At 73.0% G+C, this 17,514-nt stretch carries 19 protein-coding genes; 6 read left to right on the top strand and 13 right to left on the bottom strand.

Annotated elements, in window-relative coordinates:
- Window positions 1-56: 56 nt before the first annotated feature.
- The 3 genes from ACIRRH_RS15045 to ACIRRH_RS15035 all read right to left on the bottom strand — a co-directional run bounded on the left by ACIRRH_RS15045 (window position 57) and on the right by ACIRRH_RS15035 (window position 2,901).
- On the bottom strand, window positions 57-1,043 hold the full coding sequence (locus ACIRRH_RS15045) for an aldo/keto reductase (protein ID WP_403066680.1): 987 nt from the start codon (window positions 1,041-1,043) through the stop codon (window positions 57-59).
- A 68-nt stretch (window positions 1,044-1,111) separates the two neighbouring features.
- Window positions 1,112-1,933: an ABC transporter permease gene (locus ACIRRH_RS15040; RefSeq protein WP_403066678.1), complete on the bottom strand. Its 822-nt coding sequence runs from the start codon at window positions 1,931-1,933 to the stop codon at window positions 1,112-1,114.
- Window positions 1,933-2,901 (bottom strand): ATP-binding cassette domain-containing protein, encoded by a 969-nt coding sequence (locus ACIRRH_RS15035; RefSeq protein WP_403066676.1) that lies wholly within the window; start codon window positions 2,899-2,901, stop codon window positions 1,933-1,935. Before ACIRRH_RS15035 ends, ACIRRH_RS15040 begins: the two co-directional genes overlap by 1 nt.
- Before the next feature lie 105 nt (window positions 2,902-3,006).
- Here ACIRRH_RS15035 and ACIRRH_RS15030 point away from each other — a divergent pair, with 105 nt between their 5' ends.
- Window positions 3,007-3,768: a TetR/AcrR family transcriptional regulator gene (locus ACIRRH_RS15030; protein WP_403066674.1), complete on the top strand. Its 762-nt coding sequence runs from the start codon at window positions 3,007-3,009 to the stop codon at window positions 3,766-3,768.
- Here ACIRRH_RS15030 and ACIRRH_RS15025 read toward each other — a convergent pair.
- The 4 genes from ACIRRH_RS15025 to ACIRRH_RS15010 all read right to left on the bottom strand — a co-directional run bounded on the left by ACIRRH_RS15025 (window position 3,765) and on the right by ACIRRH_RS15010 (window position 6,817).
- Window positions 3,765-5,141 (bottom strand): pyridoxal-phosphate dependent enzyme, encoded by a 1,377-nt coding sequence (locus ACIRRH_RS15025; RefSeq protein ID WP_403066672.1) that lies wholly within the window; start codon window positions 5,139-5,141, stop codon window positions 3,765-3,767. The genes ACIRRH_RS15030 and ACIRRH_RS15025 overlap by 4 nt on opposite strands.
- A gap of 296 nt (window positions 5,142-5,437) precedes the next feature.
- A complete protein-coding gene (locus tag ACIRRH_RS15020; protein ID WP_403066670.1) occupies window positions 5,438-6,169 on the bottom strand; it encodes a hypothetical protein in 732 nt (243 codons plus the stop codon).
- A gap of 16 nt (window positions 6,170-6,185) precedes the next feature.
- On the bottom strand, window positions 6,186-6,377 hold the full coding sequence (locus ACIRRH_RS15015) for a hypothetical protein (protein ID WP_403066668.1): 192 nt from the start codon (window positions 6,375-6,377) through the stop codon (window positions 6,186-6,188).
- A complete protein-coding gene (locus ACIRRH_RS15010; RefSeq protein WP_403066666.1) occupies window positions 6,374-6,817 on the bottom strand; it encodes an ATP-binding protein in 444 nt (147 codons plus the stop codon). The genes ACIRRH_RS15015 and ACIRRH_RS15010 overlap by 4 nt, the downstream gene beginning before the upstream one ends.
- A gap of 169 nt (window positions 6,818-6,986) precedes the next feature.
- On the opposite strand from ACIRRH_RS15010, the gene ACIRRH_RS15005 reads away from it, so the two are divergent.
- Both ACIRRH_RS15005 and ACIRRH_RS15000 read left to right on the top strand, forming a co-directional pair.
- The gene (locus ACIRRH_RS15005; protein WP_403066664.1) at window positions 6,987-7,847 is read left to right on the top strand and encodes a helix-turn-helix domain-containing protein; all 861 of its coding nucleotides are present in this window, start codon (window positions 6,987-6,989) and stop codon (window positions 7,845-7,847) included.
- Window positions 7,844-8,077 carry a DUF397 domain-containing protein gene (locus tag ACIRRH_RS15000; RefSeq protein WP_403066662.1) on the top strand — a complete coding sequence of 78 codons (234 nt, stop codon included), beginning with the start codon at window positions 7,844-7,846 and terminating at the stop codon, window positions 8,075-8,077. Before ACIRRH_RS15005 ends, ACIRRH_RS15000 begins: the two co-directional genes overlap by 4 nt.
- 308 nt (window positions 8,078-8,385) lie before the next feature.
- On the opposite strand, the gene ACIRRH_RS14995 is transcribed toward ACIRRH_RS15000, so the two are convergent.
- Window positions 8,386-9,216, bottom strand: a complete 831-nt coding sequence (locus tag ACIRRH_RS14995; RefSeq protein ID WP_403066660.1) for a VWA domain-containing protein — start codon at window positions 9,214-9,216, stop codon at window positions 8,386-8,388.
- A gap of 154 nt (window positions 9,217-9,370) precedes the next feature.
- Window positions 9,371-9,928, bottom strand: a complete 558-nt coding sequence (locus tag ACIRRH_RS14990; protein WP_403066658.1) for a hypothetical protein — start codon at window positions 9,926-9,928, stop codon at window positions 9,371-9,373.
- Between the two features lie 142 nt (window positions 9,929-10,070).
- Here ACIRRH_RS14990 and ACIRRH_RS14985 point away from each other — a divergent pair, with 142 nt between their 5' ends.
- Complete coding sequence (locus tag ACIRRH_RS14985; RefSeq protein WP_403066656.1) at window positions 10,071-11,213, top strand: serine hydrolase domain-containing protein; 1,143 nt, start codon at window positions 10,071-10,073, stop codon at window positions 11,211-11,213.
- Complete coding sequence (locus tag ACIRRH_RS14980; protein ID WP_403066654.1) at window positions 11,201-11,767, top strand: hypothetical protein; 567 nt, start codon at window positions 11,201-11,203, stop codon at window positions 11,765-11,767. The genes ACIRRH_RS14985 and ACIRRH_RS14980 overlap by 13 nt, the downstream gene beginning before the upstream one ends.
- Window positions 11,768-11,818: 51 nt before the next feature.
- Here the strand turns inward: ACIRRH_RS14980 and ACIRRH_RS14975 are convergent, their stop codons facing one another.
- Complete coding sequence (locus ACIRRH_RS14975; protein WP_403066652.1) at window positions 11,819-12,628, bottom strand: alpha/beta fold hydrolase; 810 nt, start codon at window positions 12,626-12,628, stop codon at window positions 11,819-11,821.
- 163 nt (window positions 12,629-12,791) lie between these two features.
- Here ACIRRH_RS14975 and ACIRRH_RS14970 point away from each other — a divergent pair, with 163 nt between their 5' ends.
- A complete protein-coding gene (locus ACIRRH_RS14970; RefSeq protein ID WP_403066650.1) occupies window positions 12,792-13,307 on the top strand; it encodes a GNAT family N-acetyltransferase in 516 nt (171 codons plus the stop codon).
- Window positions 13,308-13,431: 124 nt separating this feature from the next.
- Here the strand turns inward: ACIRRH_RS14970 and ACIRRH_RS14965 are convergent, their stop codons facing one another.
- The 3 genes from ACIRRH_RS14965 to ACIRRH_RS14955 all read right to left on the bottom strand — a co-directional run bounded on the left by ACIRRH_RS14965 (window position 13,432) and on the right by ACIRRH_RS14955 (window position 17,396).
- Window positions 13,432-14,943 carry a hypothetical protein gene (locus ACIRRH_RS14965; RefSeq protein ID WP_403066648.1) on the bottom strand — a complete coding sequence of 504 codons (1,512 nt, stop codon included), beginning with the start codon at window positions 14,941-14,943 and terminating at the stop codon, window positions 13,432-13,434.
- A gap of 384 nt (window positions 14,944-15,327) precedes the next feature.
- Window positions 15,328-16,761: a carotenoid oxygenase family protein gene (locus tag ACIRRH_RS14960; protein WP_403066646.1), complete on the bottom strand. Its 1,434-nt coding sequence runs from the start codon at window positions 16,759-16,761 to the stop codon at window positions 15,328-15,330.
- Window positions 16,758-17,396, bottom strand: a complete 639-nt coding sequence (locus ACIRRH_RS14955) for a TetR/AcrR family transcriptional regulator (protein ID WP_403066644.1) — start codon at window positions 17,394-17,396, stop codon at window positions 16,758-16,760. The genes ACIRRH_RS14960 and ACIRRH_RS14955 overlap by 4 nt, the downstream gene beginning before the upstream one ends.
- Window positions 17,397-17,514 lie beyond the last annotated feature (118 nt).

Raw genomic sequence — 17,514 nt, 5'->3', positions numbered from 1 at the left:
CCACCAGCCACCGAGGCCCCGGCCCGCGCCAAGGGCCGGGGCCGGACGCGGGCGGCCTACCAGGCGTAGTCCTCCGGGGCGGGCCGGCGACCCGGGAAGAGGTCGTCGAGGTGGTCGAGGGTCTTCTGGTCGAGCTTGACGTCGAGCGCGCCGATGGCGGCGTCGAGGTGGGCCGGGGTGCGGGGGCCGATGATGGGGGCGGTGACGGCGGGGCGGGACAGGAGCCAGGCGAGGGCGAGCTCGGCGGGGTCGGTGCCGAGCTCGGCGGCGAAGTCCTCGTAGGCCTGGATGCGGTCGCGGTGCCGGCCGAGGAGTTCGCTCGCGTAGGCCATGGCGCTGCGGTCGCGGGTGCCCTCGCGCTCCTTGCGCAGGACGCCGCCGAGCAGGCCGCTGCGCAGCGGGGACCAGGGCATCAGCCCGAGGCCGTAGTGCTGGAGGGCGGGGATGACCTCAAGCTCGACGGTACGGTCGAGCAGGTTGTAGAGGGACTGCTCGCTGACCAGGCCGAGGAAGTGGCGGGCGCGGGCGGTCTCCTGGGCCTGGGCGATGTGCCAACCGGCGAAGTTGCTGGAGCCGACGTAGATGATCTTTCCCTGGGCGACCAGGACCTCCATCGCCTGCCAGATCTCCTCCCAGGGCGTGGCCCGGTCGATGTGGTGCATCTGGTAGAGGTCGATGTGGTCGGTCTGGAGGCGGCGCAGGCTGGCCTCGACGGCCTTGCGGATGGCGAGCGCGGACAGCTTGCCCTCGTTGGGCCAGTCGCTCATGTCGGCATAGGCCTTGGTGGCGAGGACGGTGCGCTCGCGGCGGCCGCCGCCCTTGGCGAACCAGCGGCCGATGATCTCCTCGGTACGGCCCCGCAGCCGGCCCTCGCTGTCACGGCCGTAACTGTTGGCGGTGTCGAAGAAGTTGATGCCGCGCTCGTGGGCGGTGTCCATGAGGCGGTGGGCCTCGGCTTCCTCGGTGTGGGGGCCGAAGTTCATGGTGCCGAGGCAGAGGCGGGAGACGGTCAGGCCGGTGCGGCCGAGGTGGGTGTACTCCATGGCGCCCCACCCAAGACCACACCGGCCCCGCTGTCCAGCACATTTCACGGGCGTGCCGGATCCCCTGGTCACCGCCCGTGCGTGGCGAACTTCCTTACGGCGAGCGGCACGCAGAGCGTGAGCAGCACGGCGCTCCAGAGCAGCGCGGCGAGCGTGGCGTGCTGCGTCGGCCAGGCGGAACCGGCCGCCGAGGGATTGCCGAACAGCTCCCGGCAGGCCTGGACGACGGAGCTGATCGGGTTCCAGTCCGCGAGCAACCGCAGCCAGCCGGGCATGCCGCCGGTCGGCACGTAGGCGTTGGTGATCATCGCCAGCGGGAAGACCGCGACGGAGAGCTGTCCGGCCGCCTCCTCCTTGCCGACGGCCAGGCCGAGCAGGGTGCCGACCCAGGTCATCACGAAGCGGAAGAGCAGCAGCAGTGCGAACGCCCCTGCCGCGTCGGCGAGTCCGTTCCGGGCGCGCCACCCGGCGGCGAGCCCGACCACGGCCAGAAGCGTCAGGACGACCACGCTGACCAGCAGGTCCGCAAGGGTCTGCCCGAGCAGCAGTCCGGTACGGGAGACCGGCATGGAGCGCAGCCGGTCGGTGACCCCGCGCCCGACGTCGCGGGCGGCGCCGACCATGGTGGGCATGATGCCGTTGGTGGCCACCATGGCGAACAGGCCGGGCATCAGGAACTCCCGGTAGTCACCGCCGCCCGGCACCTGCATGGCGCTGCCGAAGACGTACCCGAAGACCACCACCATGACCACCGGAACGCCCAGCGATGCGGCCAGCAGACCAGGCGAACGCCGGTAGTTGAGCAGGACGCGGATCACCGACGTCCAGGTGTCGGAGAGCAGCCGGCCGACGGCGGACGGTCGCGGGGCGGCGTACACGGCGACGGCCATCAGGCGGCCCTCCCCGCGTCCGCGCTCTCCTGAGTGAGCGCGAGGAACACGTCGTCCAGCGAAGGCGCCCGCACCGCCACGTCCTGCGCGACGACCCCGGCACCGTCCAACTCCCGGACCAGCGAGGGCAGCAGGACGGACACGCCCGGCGTCGTCAGCACCGTGACGGTCCGCTCGGCGACGTCCACCTGCGCGTCGCCGCCGGTCAGCGAGGACAACACCACGGCGGTGGCGGCGAGTTGCCCGGGGTCGGCCAGGGTGACGGAGACCTGGCTGCCGATCGCGGCCTTGAGCCGGTGCGGCGGGCCGGTGGCGATGGCGGCACCGTGGTCGACCACCACGATGTCGTCGGCGAGCCGGTCGGCCTCCTCCAGGTACTGGGTGGTGAGCAGCACGGTGGTGCCGCCGTCCGCCAGCTCCTCGACGGTGTCCCAGATCGCCTGCCGGCTGCGCGGGTCGAGCCCGGTGGTGGGCTCGTCCAGGAAGAGCACCGGCGGGCTGGTGACCAGGCTGGCGATGAGGTCGAGGCGCCGGCGCATGCCGCCGGAGTAGGTGCGCACGAGCCGGTCGGCGGCCTCGGTGAGGTCGAAGCGGGCGAGCAGTTCGTCGGCGCGCTCCCGGGCCCGGCGGGCGCCGAGGTGGTGCAGCCGGCCGAGCAGCCGGAGGTTGTCGCGGCCGGTGATGCCCTCGTCGACGGCGGCGTGCTGCCCGGCGAGGCCGATGGCGCGCCGGACCTCCTCGGCGGCGCGGACGACGTCGTGCCCGGCGACGCGGGCGGTGCCGCGGTCGGGGGCGACGAGCGTGGCGAGGACGCGGACGGCGGTGGTCTTGCCGGCGCCGTTGGGGCCGAGCAGGCCGCAGACGGTGCCGGCCGGGACGGTGAGGTCGAGGCCGCGCAGGGCCTCGGTGGCGCCGAAGCGTTTCTGCACGCCCGCCATCTCGATGGCGGGCCGGGCGGTGTCGGACATGGCTCTGCCCCTTCTCTAGGTACAGCGTACGCAGAAGCGCGCTGGGGCGCCATCGTACTACGTACGCCGTACGTATCTAAGATGGGGAATCGAGGTGATCTTCCAGTGCCGTCCAGCAAGTCCCCCACCGACCCCGACCAGCCGGAACAGCCGGAACAGCCCGGTAGGCCCACGCCCCTCGAGGCCCCCGAACTGATCTGGCTGCGCCCGGAGCGCACCGGCCGTGGCCCGCGCCCGGCCCACAGCCGCGACTCGATCGCCGCCGCGGCCATCGGGATCGCCGACGCCGAGGGCCTGGACGCGGTCTCCATGCGGCGGGTCGCGGCGGCGCTCGGCGCGGGCACCATGTCGCTCTACAACTACGTGCCGAAGAAGGAGCACCTGCTCGACCTGATGCTCGACGCGGCCGGCGGCGAGTACCGACTGCCGCCCGAGCCGAGCGGCGACGTGCGGGCCGACCTCACCGCCCTCGCCCACCAGCAACTGGCCATCTTCCGCCGCCACCCCTGGCTGCCCGCGCTGCTGCTGGTCCGCCCCAGCCTCGGCCCCAACGCCCTGCGCTACACCGACCACTTCCTCGCCGTCACCGCCCCCACCGGCCTCGGCGGGGGCGCCCGGATGGAGGCGATGGCCCTGTTCAACGGCTTCATCGCCCAGTTCGCGCAGTACGAGCAGACCGCGGCCGCGGGCGCCAAGTGGCAGGCCGAGATGGTCAGCTACCTCTTCCAGGCGGCGGCCAGCGGCGAATTCCCGCACCTGGCGCAGGCGTTCGCCACCTCAGGCCCGCCCGCCGACCCGGACCAGGCCTTCGACCGCACCCTGGTCCGGATCATTTCCGCCATCCTGGCTCCGACGCCGGAAACCTAGAGAAGCACCTCCCGAGCCAGCAGCCCGGCCACCCGACCGTCCACCAACACCAGCACCCCTGGGCGTCCGTCCGCCAGCGCCGCCCGAGCCTCGGCCGGCGGCTGCCCGACACCCACCGTGGGCAGCGCCGTTCCGAGCAGCGCGCCCAGCGGGTCGCCCGGCTTGGCGGAGCCGTCCGCCAGCGCCGCCGCCAGCACCTCCCGGGACACCGAGCCGACCACCTCCGTCGCGCTCACCCCGTACGGACGCGCCGCCCGCTTCAGCACCGCCGGGGCGAGCCCGCCGGGTGCGGTGCGCAGCACCTCCACTGCCTCGCCGACGGTCGCGTCGGCGTCGACCGCGACCAGCGGGCCTGCGGTGTCGAGCAGCGCCCGGAGCGTGGCATCGCCTTCCTCCAGAAAGCCCCACTCCCGCATCCACGTGTCGCTGTGCACCTTGGACAGGTAGGAGCGCCCGGAATCCGGCAGCACGACCACGACCAGGTCGTCCGGCCCGAGCCCCCGCGCCACCCGCAGCGCCGCCGCGACGGCCGCACCGGAGGACGGGCCGGCCAGGAGGCCCTCCTCCCGCGAGAGTCGACGGGCGGTCAGCAGCGACTCGCGGTCCGGGATCCTCTCGTAGAAGTCGATCACCTCCGAGCTCAGCGCCTGCGGCCAGCGGTCCTCGACGGTGTCGGGGTGGAGGTAGTGCCCAATGCTCTCGACGAACCACGGGCTGCCGTCGCCGCCCCCGTAGGAGGAGGACTCCGGATCCGCGCCGACCACGGTCACGGCACCGGCGGAGGCCTCCTTGAGGTACCGGCCGGTGCCGGTGATGGTGCCGCCGGTGCCGACCCCCGCGACGAAGTGGGTCACCCTGCCGCCGGTCTGCTCCCAGATCTCGGGGCCGGTCGACCGGACGTGGGCATCGGGGTTGGCCAGGTTGTCGTACTGGTTGGCGAGCCAGGCCCCGGGGATCTCCTCGGTCAGCCGCTGCACGACGTTGAACAGGTGCCTCGGGTCCTCGGCCGGCACGGCGGTCGGCGCGAGGACGACCTCCGCGCCGTACGCCCGCAGGATGTCCGCCTTCTCGGCCGAGGACTTGTCGGACACCCCGGCGATCACCCGGTACCCGCGCTGCCGGCCGACGATCGCCAGACCGATGCCGGTGTTCCCGGAGGTCGCCTCGATGATCGTCCCGCCGGGCTTCAGCAGGCCGTCCCGCTCGGCGGCCAGCACCATCGAGAGCGCGGCACGGTCCTTGACGCTGCCGCCGATGTTGAGGAACTCGGCCTTGGCGTAGATCGGCGCGGCGATGCCGGCGCCGAGCCGGGTGAGCCGGAACAGCGGCGTCCCGCCGATCGCGTCCAGGACGGATTCGTGAACTGCGGCCATCATGGGCCCCTTTCGCTGACGCTGTCCGCCCGAGCCTGCCCAGCCCGGCGGGTCGGTAGACGGAGGCGGCGCCCGTTCCTCATCCGGCCGAAACCATGTCCGAAGGCCACAGGACGGCGCGGGGTGCCGGAGGCGGGCGCGGGCCGAGGTGGCTGCGCCCGCCTCTGCGTCAAAGGCGCGAAAGGAGGCGCGCGGAGGCGCATCCGCGCCCTTTGGCTCTGGCGCACTCCAGATCGCGCACCAGCTTCCTCCGAGGCCGCCCCGTCGGGCCGACCTGCGCGGAGAGTAACTAATGGTCAGATCAACGGCCCGAAGCAGCCGCGCTCCCAGTGGCCGAGCCAGGAGGCCGTGGCGGACGGCAGCTCCTCGTCCTCCGTGGACTCGTCGTACGGGAGCAGCGCGGTCGGCGCGAGCCAGCCCTCACCCGGGTCGATGCGAATCCGCAGGACGCTCACCCGCTTTCGATCACCGAGGAAGCGCCAGAAGTCCTCGGTGTGTGGGTGATGGGTCTCGTAGCGGTCGCGCACGGCCCGGCAGGCGGACTTGATAGTGGTGGTCACGAGCAGGAGATGACGGCCGCCGGGGCCCAGGTTGACGCAGAGCCGGCGGCGCGCGCCGTCACAGTCGGCGTACGACAGGTTCTGACGGTTGTCGATGTGAAGGCCGGGGCGCAGGCCGCTCTCCGGCAGGCGGTGGGTGACGGGTTCACCCGGCGGGTCGTCGGTCGCGGCGAGCGGGACGGGGAAGGGGTCTCCCAACTCGCCGACCAGGGCGGTGAGCGACTGCAAGTCGGTGACGGTGGAGGGAAGCCGGAAGAACTCCACCAGGCCGCTGTCCCGGGTGAAGATGTTCGGCGCGTACCGCGCGGGGAGGTCGTCGGACAGCGGGGACCAGTCGCCGGCCGGGAGCACAGCCCCCGACTCGTATCCGGGCTCGCCGTAGACGCGCCGGACACCGCCGATCTCGCAGCGGTCCAGGAGGGCCGCCGGGTCGCGGAAGGCGATGGCGGCGGGGTGCAGGTCGGGCATGGGGGTTGGCCTCAGATCAATCGTCGTCGTCGGTGCGGTCGTTGTGGCGGTTGATACCGGTCATCAGGGCGGCGGCCAGGGTGGTCCACCAGACGACGTCGGCGGTGTCGCCCGGCTCGCACGGGGGGACGAGCTCCGAGGCGAAGCAGGCGAGGGCGAGGCTGACGAGGGCGATCGCAGCCGCGGGGGCGAGCTTGATGGAGATCAACTCCCAGGTGAGGGAAGGTTGCCGACCGGGTCGAGCAGGACGCGCGCCCAGACCCGCTTGCCCGCCCCACGACGGACGATGACGCCGAAGTCGAGGGCGAGCTGACGGACGAGTTCGATCCCCCGGCCACCCTCGGTGAAGCGGCGGGGGCGGGGGCGGCGGAGCTGGAGGTCGCCGCGCGGATCCCAGACTTCGATCCGGCAGTCGCCGTCGAACTCCTGGAGCGAGAGGCGGACTTCGCCGTGCCCTTGGCAGGCATGGACGACGGCGTTGGTCACGAGCTCCGACGCGATGAGGACGAGGTCCTCGACGGGATCGCCGCTCCAGTTCCAGGCGGTCAGCTGCTCGCGGATCAGGCGGCGGGCGGTACGGACCGAGGTCGAGTGCTCGGTGAGGACGGTCTCCCAGGTTCGGAGGACCGGGTTACGCAAGGTGGACATGAGTCACCCCACACCTTCAGTGGCGTGTTCGTGCGGTCACGCTGAGTGTGGACCATCGCAATTCGAACCTGCAACCCGAACGACATAACAAATCCGTGGATCTTGAAACGGTTGAGTAGCCTGCGCATCATGGCGAGACTTGACTCACCATCACACCGAGGGGCGCCACTTGAGCAAGGACCGGTCAGCGATCAGGCAGATCCGCCTTGGCGAAGAACTGCGCAACTGGCGGCTGTACAACAACAAGACCCTGGCCAACGCGACGGCCGGCCTGAAGGGTTGGAACCCCGCTCGCCTCAGCAGAATCGAGCGCGCCCACCAGCAGATCAGTGCCGTCGACCTGAAGACGCTGCTCGACCACTACGGCATCGAGGGCCAGGAGCGCGAGGACTTCGAGGGCCTACTCACTGACGGCCCGACCAGGCAGTGGTGGCGCAACCTCGACTTCGCGAACTCGATCACCGCCGCGTTTGCCGAGTACCTCGCGCTGGAGTCCGATGCTTCACACATGCAGGAGTACTTCCTGTCTGCGTTCCCTGGGCTTCTCCAGACCGAAGGCTATGCGAAGGAGATGATCGCGGCGGGTCTGAGCGCCCCCAATGAGGAGCAGATCGAGACAGCTGCCGAAGTCCGGATATTGCGTCAGCGACGGCTGGTCGAGGAGCCAGTTCTCAACTTCGAGGCCTACTTCGGCGAAGTCGCCCTTCTCGTGGCCGGCGACCAACAGGTACTGGCTGACCAGATTCGCCACACGATCAAGGTCGCTCAATACCCCAACGCCACGGTTCGCATGATCCCCTTGAGCGCCGGACGGCAAGGCATTCTCACCTCCGGGCTCATCCTCATGCGCTTCCCGGATGAGCCCTCCGACGGCTTCGTCTTCGTCGAAGCCGTCGGAGGTATGCTCCCGCGTAAAACGGGACGTGACGTGCGACGAGCCGAGCGGGCCTTTGCCCGAGTCAAGCGGTGCGCACTGTCTCCGGAGGACACTATCGCCGCCCTTGAACGCAAGTTGGAAGAGTTGACGTGAGCGAAAAGCGCGACCCCTACGACCACGACCCTGCTTCTGCCACCTGGGTCAAGTCCCCCTTCTCCGGCGACGACAACGGCAGCTGCGTGGTCGTCGCGCGCTTCGACAACGGCGACGTCTGGGTCGGCGACGACAAGAACCCCAACCGCCCCCACCTCGCCTTCGACAAGGCCGAATGGACCGCCTTCATCCAGGCCATCGAAGCCCGCGACCCCCGCTTCACCGCCTGACCACCCACCGGCCCCGGGGGGGGGGGGGGGGGCCCCCCCCCCCCCCCACCACCCCCCCCCCCCCCCCGGGCTGGACCGAGCACGCCAGCCGTCGGGTGGGGGGATACACCTCCCACCCCCCCCCCAACCCCCCCCCCCCCCCCCCCCCCCCCCCCCCCCCCCCCCCCCCCCCCCCCCCCCCCCCCGGGGGGCCCCCCCCCCCCCCCCCCCCCCCCACTCCTCCACTTCCCCCCGGCTGTTCGGCTACTCGGCACGCTCAGCGGTAGGGCGAGGCGGTCAACCCGCTCCCCCGCCGGATCGCGCCGGGCTCACGCTCCGCTCCGACGCCCCAGCCACGCCGTCAGCGTGGCCCGAAGGCCCCGGCGTTCCGGCTGCGGCGCAGCCGGCCCAGTGAGCGCGGCCGGCGGCTGCACCGCCGGGCCCTGGGGTGCGATGCCCTGGGCCCGGGCTGCCGCGAGCCAGGTGGGGAGGTCGGCGAGCAGCAGGTCGTACAGGTCCCGGTCGGAGACCGTCCGGGGATCACGCCCCAGGTGGACGAAGCCCGCGTTGTCGATGGGCCGCTGCTCCGGGACCGCCAGCCCGGTGAGCTTCCGCAGGAAGTCGAACTGTCGGCTGTCCGGGTCGCCGAAGCCGATGAACTGCCAGAAGATCGGCAGCTTCGCCGCCTCGCACAGGCGCGCTTCCGCCGCCCGCTTGTTGATCGGCCCGCCGTCCGTCTGGAACAGGACGAGGGCCGGCGCCGTGGAGCCGCTCTCGCCGTAGTGCCGGACCACCGCGTCCATCGCCAGGTGGTAACTGGTCTTGCCCATGTGGCCGAGGCCCGCGACGATCCGGTCGATCCAGCCCGCGTGGTCGGCCAGGGCTATCTCGGTCTGGGCGTCGACCTCGGTGGAGAAGAAGACGACCGGCACGCTCCCGTCGTCGTCCAGATGGGCCGACAGGCCCAGGACCCGGTCGGCGAGTGCCTGGACGCTGCCGTCCTTGTAGTAGGGCCTCATCGAGCCGGAGTAGTCGATCACCAGGTACACCGCCAGGCGCTGACCGCTCAGCCCGCGCCGCTCCACCGAGGCGCCCGCCGTCTTGTAGAGGCTCACCAGCGCGGGCGCGCTCTGCTCGACCTTGCTCAGACTGACGGCCATGGCTCGCTCCCTCGCTCACTGCGGCAGCCGGACTGCCGGACTGCCGGGGCGCGTGATCGTCAACGCGCTCCGGACACTCTGTGGGGCGCACCGGGGCGGCGGCAAGCCCTTGCGCGAGCCGGACGCTCAGAGCCGGGCCCTCGGAGCCGGGCCCTCACAAGCCGTTCGGGTACGGCGACAGCCACGCGGCGTGCCGCTCCTTCAACCGGTCGCGCTCCTCCGTCGTGGCCAGGTAGACGTCCGCGCCGCCGTCGTACGGGTGGTACAGCCGCCGCATGCCGGTGCCGGTGATGATCACCCCGCCCTCCCGGTCGTCGGCGACCCGGCGCAGCAGCCGGTCCAGGCAGCCCGGCCGCCACTGCCGCCGCTCCACGAAGACGTGGCAGTAGGTGCGGAACTCCGGCTCGGGGTCGTCCGCCTGGAGCCAGGTCCGCCAGTGCTTCGCGTCCCGGCGCATCCGGGGAGCGCTCGCCCGGCTCGTCCACCTCGGGGTGAGGACGTACACCTCGGCGCCGGCGAACAGCTCGTCCAGCACGGTGTTGTGGCGCTCCAGGACGATCGCGTACTCGCGCTCGTCATCGGGGTAGCGCTTGGACTCCGGCAGGCTGTGGAAGCGCACCCAGACGTCACGCGCCCGGCCGATCTCGTACCCGACGGGCTCCGTGCCGGGCCACCGCCGCTCCCAGAGCGCCGTCAGCGCCGCGCGATCCACCTGGCTCCCTCCTCCTCGCCGGCAGGCGAGTCTGCCCCATCCGCCCCACCAGTCCCGGCCTGGCGAAAATCCATCGTCACGACCGCCCGGCTACCGTAGCGTGGTTCGGTCGATCTTGAGGGCAGAACGGGGTACCCACATCATGCAGCAGTACCAGGGCTGGGCCGACGAACGCTTCGGCGCCGTCGCCGACGCCTTCGCCGCCAACTTCGCCGAGTTCCCCGAACTGGGTGCCGCCGTCACGGTGTTCGCCGGCGGCCGGAAGGTGGTCGAGCTGTGGGGCGGCACGGCCGACGAGCGCACCGGCCGCGCCTGGACGCAGGACACCGTGGTACCGGTGTTCTCCTGCGCCAAGGGCCCGGTGAGCATCTGCGCGCACCTGCTCGCCCAGCAGGGCCGGCTCGACCTGGACGCGCCGGTCGCGCGCTACTGGCCCGAGTTCGCGCGCAACGGCAAGCAGGCCGTCACCACCCGGATGATCCTCGGCCACCGCGCCGGCCTCCCGGCCCTGGACGCGGCGCTCTCCTTCGAGGAGGTCGCCGCCTGGGAGCCGGTGATCCGGGCCATCGAGGCGCAGCAGCCGCTCTGGGAGCCGGGCACGGCCCACGAGTACCACGGCCATGTGTTCGGCTTCGCGGTCGGCGAGGTGATCCGCCGGATCACCGGCCTGACCCCGGGCGCGTTCCTGCGCAAGGAGATCGCCGAGCCGCTCGGCCTGCCGGTCTGGATCGGTCTTCCGGAGAGCGAACTCCCGTGCCTGGCCCGGCTGGTGGAGGCCGATGGCCGCCGCCCGATGCCCGGCCCGGAGCACCTGCTCACCCGGATCGTCACCATGAACGGCGCCCTGGTCTTCCCCGGCCTGGACGTGCCGCACGGCTGGAACGACCCGGCCCTGCACGCGATCGAGCTGCCCGGCGCGGGCGCCGTCGCCTCGGCCACCGGCCTGGCGGGCGTGTACGCGGCGGCGGCCACCGGACTGGACGGCGGCGAGCGGCTGCTCTCCGCCGACACCGTGACCGACGCGGTGCGCGAAGTCTCCTCCGGCGCGGGCTTCCTGGGCTTCGACCTGGGCGCCCGCTGGGGCTCCGGCCTGCTGCTCGACTCCCCCGCCTTCCGCCCGCTGCTCGGCGCGCGCAGCTTCGGCAACGACGGCGCCGGCGGCCAGTTCGCCTTCGGCGACGACGAGTTCGGCGTCGGCTTCGCGTACGTCGCCAACCGGATGATCGGCCACGGCGACGCCCGGGCGAACCGGCTGATCGAGGCGGTGCGCGGGTGCCTGGGCTGACGGGTTTCCTCCCCCTCGTCACCCGCCTGGCCACCACCGGCCGCCTCGGCGAGCTGCGCTACGGCGCCTCGTTGGCCGAACTCGCCGCCCACTACGGCGATCCGTGGGACGGCGGCCGCATCCACCGGGGCAAGCGTTGGCCGCACGCCTTCGGCTGGGGCGACGTGCCGACGGTGTTCTGCCGCTGCCGCCGGCTCCACTCGCTGTCCCTGTCGGCCTGGCACGGCGAGCTCGACCTCCCACAGCCGGGCGGCGGTTCGGTGACGCTCGACACCCACGTCAGCGAGACCGACCTACTGGCCGCGCTGACCGCCACGGGCCACGACTGGCGGACGGTGACGTACGAGAACCTCCCGGACCAGCGGAACCTGGAGTTCTCGCCGGCCGAGGAGGTCCGGGTCGAGCTGGTGCTCACCAACCGCGACAACTACGACCAGCCGCCGCTTCCGGAGTGGGTGCTGCACAAGGCCGTGCTGTGGGGCTTCGAGCACGTCGAGTGCCCCGAGCCGGACCGCTCGCTCCCCGACGACGGCTGGGGCGCCACCAACCACTGACGCGACGGCGGGCCGTTGGCCGTCGGCTCCTGGACGGCCCGCCGTGAAGCCTCAGAACAGCGCCCGCGGCAGCACCACCCGCACCCACTCCTCCGGCTGCGACAGGTGCGGGGCGTGCCCGGCGCCCTCGTACAGGTGACGTTCCGCCTTGGGCAGGGTGAGGTCGATCAGGTCCAGCACCTCGCCGAACATCGGCGCGCTGTCGTCGCTCTGGGTGAGCAACGCCGGTTCGCCGAACCGGGAGAGCCCGGTGAGGTCGAGGTCGAGCGCGTCCGGGTCGCGCAGCTCGTCCAGGTAGGTGGGCGCGTTGCGGATGTAGGTGTGCCGGACCGGCGCGGGCAGCTGCTCCCAGGCACCCGGGCCGAGGGCGAGGCTGTCCACGTACAACTCGGCCGCCGCGGCCGACTCGGCCCGCTCCAGCAGCTCCCGGACGTCGGCGATCCGGTCGGCGAACGCGGTGCCGATCGGGCGCAGGTCCGGGTCGGCAAGCAGGATACCGGTGCCCGGCGGCTCGTGCACGGCGATCCCGCGCAGCAGGTCGGGCCGGGCGGCGGCGAGCCGGAGGGTGACCAGCGCGCCGTAGGAGTCGCCGTAGGCGAAGGCCGGCGCGAGGCCCAGCCCCTGGATCAGCCCGGCCAGGTCGGCCGCGTCCTCGTGCACCGACCCCTGGGTGAGCAGGTCCTCGCTGCGACTGTGCCCCCGGCGGTCGTAGGCGACCGCCGTGGTGGACTCGGCCAGACCCGGCAGCACCCGCGCCCAGGAGTCCGCGTCGCTCCAGGAACCGTGCACCAGGACGACGCCGGGGCCCTCACCTCGGGCCTCGTAGTGCAGCGCCACCCCGTTCACCCTGATCTCGGCCATCACGAGTCTCCCGATCTCGGCGGTGCTCCCCCACCAGCCTGACACAACCACCGGGAAGGCTCAGATCCGCCGGTGGCGGGCCCCGTCACGGGTACACGGAGGGTGGCGAAGATCATCCTCGTGCGTGATCCGGCCGCCGCACGGCCTGTGCCAGGCTCGACGCATGCACTACGACGTACGCCGGATGGCCGCCGGGGAGTGGCGGGAACTGCGCGGGATCACGCTGGAGGCGCTGCGGGACTCCCCGCAGGCCTTCAGCTCCTCGTACACGGACTCCGCCGCCCGCCCGGAGGACTACTGGCGGCACCGGGCCGCCCACGGGGCCACGGCACGGGAGTCCGCCACCTTCACGGCCGGTGACGGGACCGGCGCCTGGGTCGGGATCGCCGGCGTCGAGCCCCTGCCGGACGTCCCCGACCACGTGCACATCCACTCGGTCTACGTCACCCCGGCGCACCGCGGCGCCGCCGGCCCGGCAGCCGACCTGGTGCGCGCGGTCGTCCGCCAAGCCCGGGAGCACACCACCGTGGGGGCGCTGACCCTGGGCGTGCACGAGGGCAACGGGCGCGCCCAGGCCTTCTACCGCCGGCTCGGCTTCGAGCCGACCGGCAAGGTGGTCCCCTACGTCCGGAACCCGGCGGAGCGGATCCTCGTCCTCGGCTACCCGGGTTTCCGGTAGCCGCGAGCGCGGCGGGGACGAACCGCAGCGTGACGGGGACAAGCAGCGAACACGGCAGGGGACGAAAGCCGCGGCGCGGCGACGACGAGCCGCGAACGCGCCAGGGGCGACCCGCCGGCCGCCGTCAGTTCATCAGCCGCACCGGCGGCTCGTCCCGCGTCCCGTCCTCCGCCACCACCGTGAACCGCTCGGAGCCCGACACCGACAGGTCCACCGGGTAGAGCGACGCGGTGTCGTTGACGTCCAGCACGGCGCTCTGCCGCCCGGTGGCCGCCTCCACCCTGGTCACCCGGCCCCGGGTCATCGCCCACACCGAGCCGCCGTCCACCACCAGGCCGGTCACCTGGTCGTCCAGTCCCGCCGTCCACCGCTTGCCGCCGTCCGTGAGCGAGTACGCCAGCAGCCGGCCGGTGGCGGTCCGGCTCGGGTGCCTGCCGCCGCTGATGCCGACGTCGCCGGGCTTCTCGCCCGGCACGACGAACAGGTCCCCCACCACCACCCCGCCGAACAGCGGCCGGGCGCTGAACTCGTCGAAGGCGTGCAGCCCGCCCAGCATCACGTCCAGGTCGTACTCGTCCCCGGCGACCGGTATCGCCGCCCGCTGCCGGCCGGTCCGGTCGTAGCTGAGCACCGCGTGGGTGCCGCGCTCGGCCTGGGCGTCCACCCACACCGCGAGCGGGTCGACCGACACCACCGCGAGGTTCTTCAGCCCGCCCGCCGCGGGCAGCGCGATCCGCTGCTGCTCCCGGCCGTCCGCCGGCGCCAGCGAGCGCAGCACGGGCGCCGCGTCGCCGCACTGCGCGACCGTGACGGCGTCCCCGGGCCCGCCCGCGACCTGCAGCGGGGAGCAGCCGGGGTCGGCCGCGCTGCGCCAGACGTCCCGGCCGTCCGCCAGCCGGACGGCGCGCCAGCCGGACCTCTCCTGGAGGAGGGCCTGCTGCCCGGCCACCGCGACCACGTCCGGTGTCGCGTCGTCCCCGTCCCGGGCGGGCGCGTCCACGGTGGCGGTCCAGCCCTCCGTGCCGTCGGCGAGGTCGAGCGAGGTGACGGCCGAGCACGGTGTGCCGTGCGGCGAGTGGCCGATCAGGCCGACGGCGCCGCCGCGTCCCGTCCCGTCGGGCCCGGTGCCCCTGCTCATCGCGCACACCGAGTCCTCCCCCGGCGGAATCCAGCGCCAGGCGACGGCCCCGGTGGCGCTGCGGTACGCCACCACCAGGTCCGGCCGGGCCCGCACCACCAGGTCCCCGCTGGTCCAGCTGCCCACCGCGCGGATCGTGGACGGCCGGTCCAGCGGCGCCTTCCAGGAGTCGTTGAGGCCGTCCCCGGCGAAGCCGACGAAGATCCCGAGCCCCAGCAGCGCACCGACGGCGGCCGAGGGGAACCCGGCCTTCGGGTGGATCAGCGCCCAGACGAAGCCCGCACCGCAGGGCATCAGCCCGAGGATGCTGATGATCCCCATGTATGCGAGGCTGTCGCCGCCGAACCCGTTCGCCGGGCCGAACAGCACCGCCAGCCCCATGCTCGCGAACATCGCCCCCAGCACCCCGCCGGAGACCACCAGCCAGGTCTCCTTGTCCCAGGCGAAGCTGGCTCCCCACCTCGCCCGGACGACACTGTCCTCGGGCCGAACGGCCATGCCGGTCTCTCCCCTGCGACGCGCCGCCCACCGCGTCGGGGCGACGATCATCGGATCGTCGCAGAGCGCGCCATGATCCGAAACAAAGAGCAGGGAAAACCCCGGCCATGACCCGCACATACCAGGCCCCGGCCACCGGGATCATGACGAATCCTCTCCCCGCACCCGCGGCCGCCGCGCCGCCCTGCTCTACCACGCAAGGGAAATCCGATGGCCCGCCCCGGGGCTGCCAGCCGGCGTCGCCCGGCATGACCGCGACTCCCGCCGTCCCCGGCCTCGCGGCCCTCCTCCCCGAACCGGCCCGGCTCGGCGCGGCCCGGGTCCGGTACCTCGCCGCCACCGCGGGCCTCCGGCTCCGCTGAACCCACCCCCGCTGTCGGCCCCCTACCTCTGCCCCGGTTCCCCGCCCGGAACCCAGTTCCCGTGCAGGCCCGACGGCACCCGCACCGGCAGGTGCACGCGGGCGACGGGCTCGCCGGTGAAGTCCTGGGCGGCGAGGATCACCAGGTCCGTCGCGCCCCGGTCCGGGTCGAGGACGTACGCCATCAGGTATCCGTCGTCCTCCGCCGTCGGCGACTCGGCGGGGACGAACACCGCCTCGCCCACCGCCCCGTCGCGCCCGAACTCGTGGGCCTCGACGGTCCCCCGGCTCAGGTCGTGCTTGAGCAGGGCGTTGCTGAAGCCCTCCTCCGGGCGGTCGTCCCCCGGGCCGGCCGGCGACGCGTAGAGCTCGACGGCGGCCGCGTATCCGTAGCGGTAGGGGCGGCCGGTGTGGCGCGAGTTGAGGCGCGGGAACTCCTGGACCCGGTCGTCCAGCCGCTCCTCCCGCACCGTCCCCGCCGCCAGGTCGATCGTCCAGCGGTCGAGCGTGGGGCGGCTCGCACCGATGGTGCGCAGGTCCATGCCCGGAGGGTGGCGTACGACGTCGACGACCAGCGAGTCCGCCGACCGCTCGTACGCGTTGAGGGTGTGCCCGACCAGGTGCGGCGCGAGCTCGAACCACCGCACCGCGCCACCCTCGCGCGGCATCACCCCGACCCGGGCGGCGCGCCGCTCGTCCCAGGTGAAGGGCACGCCGGTGGCCAGGTGCGCCGCGCTGAACACCACCGGCGTGTCGTACAGCAGCACGAACCGCTCGGTGAGCGCGAAGTCGTGCATGTACGGGTTCCCGGGCACCTCGATCAGCGTGCTGCGCCGGACGGTGCCGCCGCCGTCCATCACGATGTGCTGCACGTGTTCCGAGCCGTAGCGGAAGGCCAACGCGTGCAGTTCCCCGGTGTGCGGGTCGAGGATCGAGTGGGCGTTGGCGCTGTACCCCTCCGGCGTGGCGCCCAGCTCGCAGGGCCCCACCGTGTCCAGCTCGTAGGTGAGTTCGTAGGGGCGGATACCGCCCTCGATCAGCGCGTAGGTGCGCCCGCCGAGGCCCGCGACCTGCACGTTGGGGGAGATGTCCAGCCGCTCGTCGACGGGCGTGCCGCGGCGGGGCTCGCCGAGCCGGTCGGCGACCGCGCCGGAGCGGACCCAGCGGTTGCGGTACCACTCGGCGCGACCGTCCCGGATCCGGACGCCGTGCACCATGCCCGCGCCGAGGGTCCACAGGTGCGCGGCCGGGTCCTCGATGCCCAGCGGATTGGGGCCGTTGCGCAGGTAGCGGCCGTCGAGGTGGGCCGGTATCCGGCCGGTGACGGGCAGGTCGTAGGCGGTGACCTCCTCGGTCAGCGGGGCGAAGTTCCCGGACAGGTAGCGGTTGCGGCTCGTGCCGTTGCTGCTCGTGCCGTCGCGGCTCGTGCCGTTGCTGCTCACGGTGTCCCGGCTCATGGTGTCGACCTCACGTCAGGTGATGATGGGGTGTCTGCGCCGAACGCCCGCCCCAGCGCGGCCATCAGCGCCTCGTAGCGCGCCCCGGCCTCGGCCGGTGCGAAGTGGCCGGCGAGCTCCAGGCTCACCGCGCCGTGGGTGGCCGCCCAGAACAGTCTGGAGACCTCCTGGGCGTCGCCCGGCCGGAAGGCTCCGGCCGCCATGCAGGCGTCCACGGCGGCCACCGAGGCGCCGAACGCGCTGTCCGCCACGGCCAGCGCCTCCGCGCCGGGCCGGAATCCGGGCACCGGCTGCTCGAACATCACCCGGTAGTAGGCGGGTTCGGCGATCGCCCGCTCCCGGTAGGCCCGGCCGAGCTCGGTCAGGTACGCCAACGGGTCCTCGCCGCGCGGGATCTGTTCCTGCGCCCGGCGCAGCCGCGCGAAGCCCTCGCGGTACAGCGCGTCGAGCAGTCCCTCCTTCCCGCCGAACATCGTGTACAGCACCTTGGTCGAGGAGCCGATCTCGGCGGCGATCCGGCGCACGGTCAGCGCGGCGGGGCCTTCGGCGACGAGGAGGGCGATGGCGCAGTCGAGGATCACGGCGCGTACGGCGTCCTGGCCGACCCGCTGCGCGTCCTGGTAGGGCGTGCTCATGGGCAACAACGTAACCGATGGGAAACAGTGTTACCACCCTTTGGCGCGAACACTGTCCGAGCCCGCCCGCGGCCCCGTGCCCGAACCCCTGCGCCCACCGCCGTGTCACGTTCCGGCG

This window comes from Kitasatospora sp. NPDC101235, from assembly GCF_044767505.1.
Lineage (GTDB): Bacteria > Actinomycetota > Actinomycetes > Streptomycetales > Streptomycetaceae > Kitasatospora.
The sequence above is the reverse complement of the archived record's forward strand: the minus strand, read 5'-3'. Positions and strand labels throughout refer to the sequence as shown.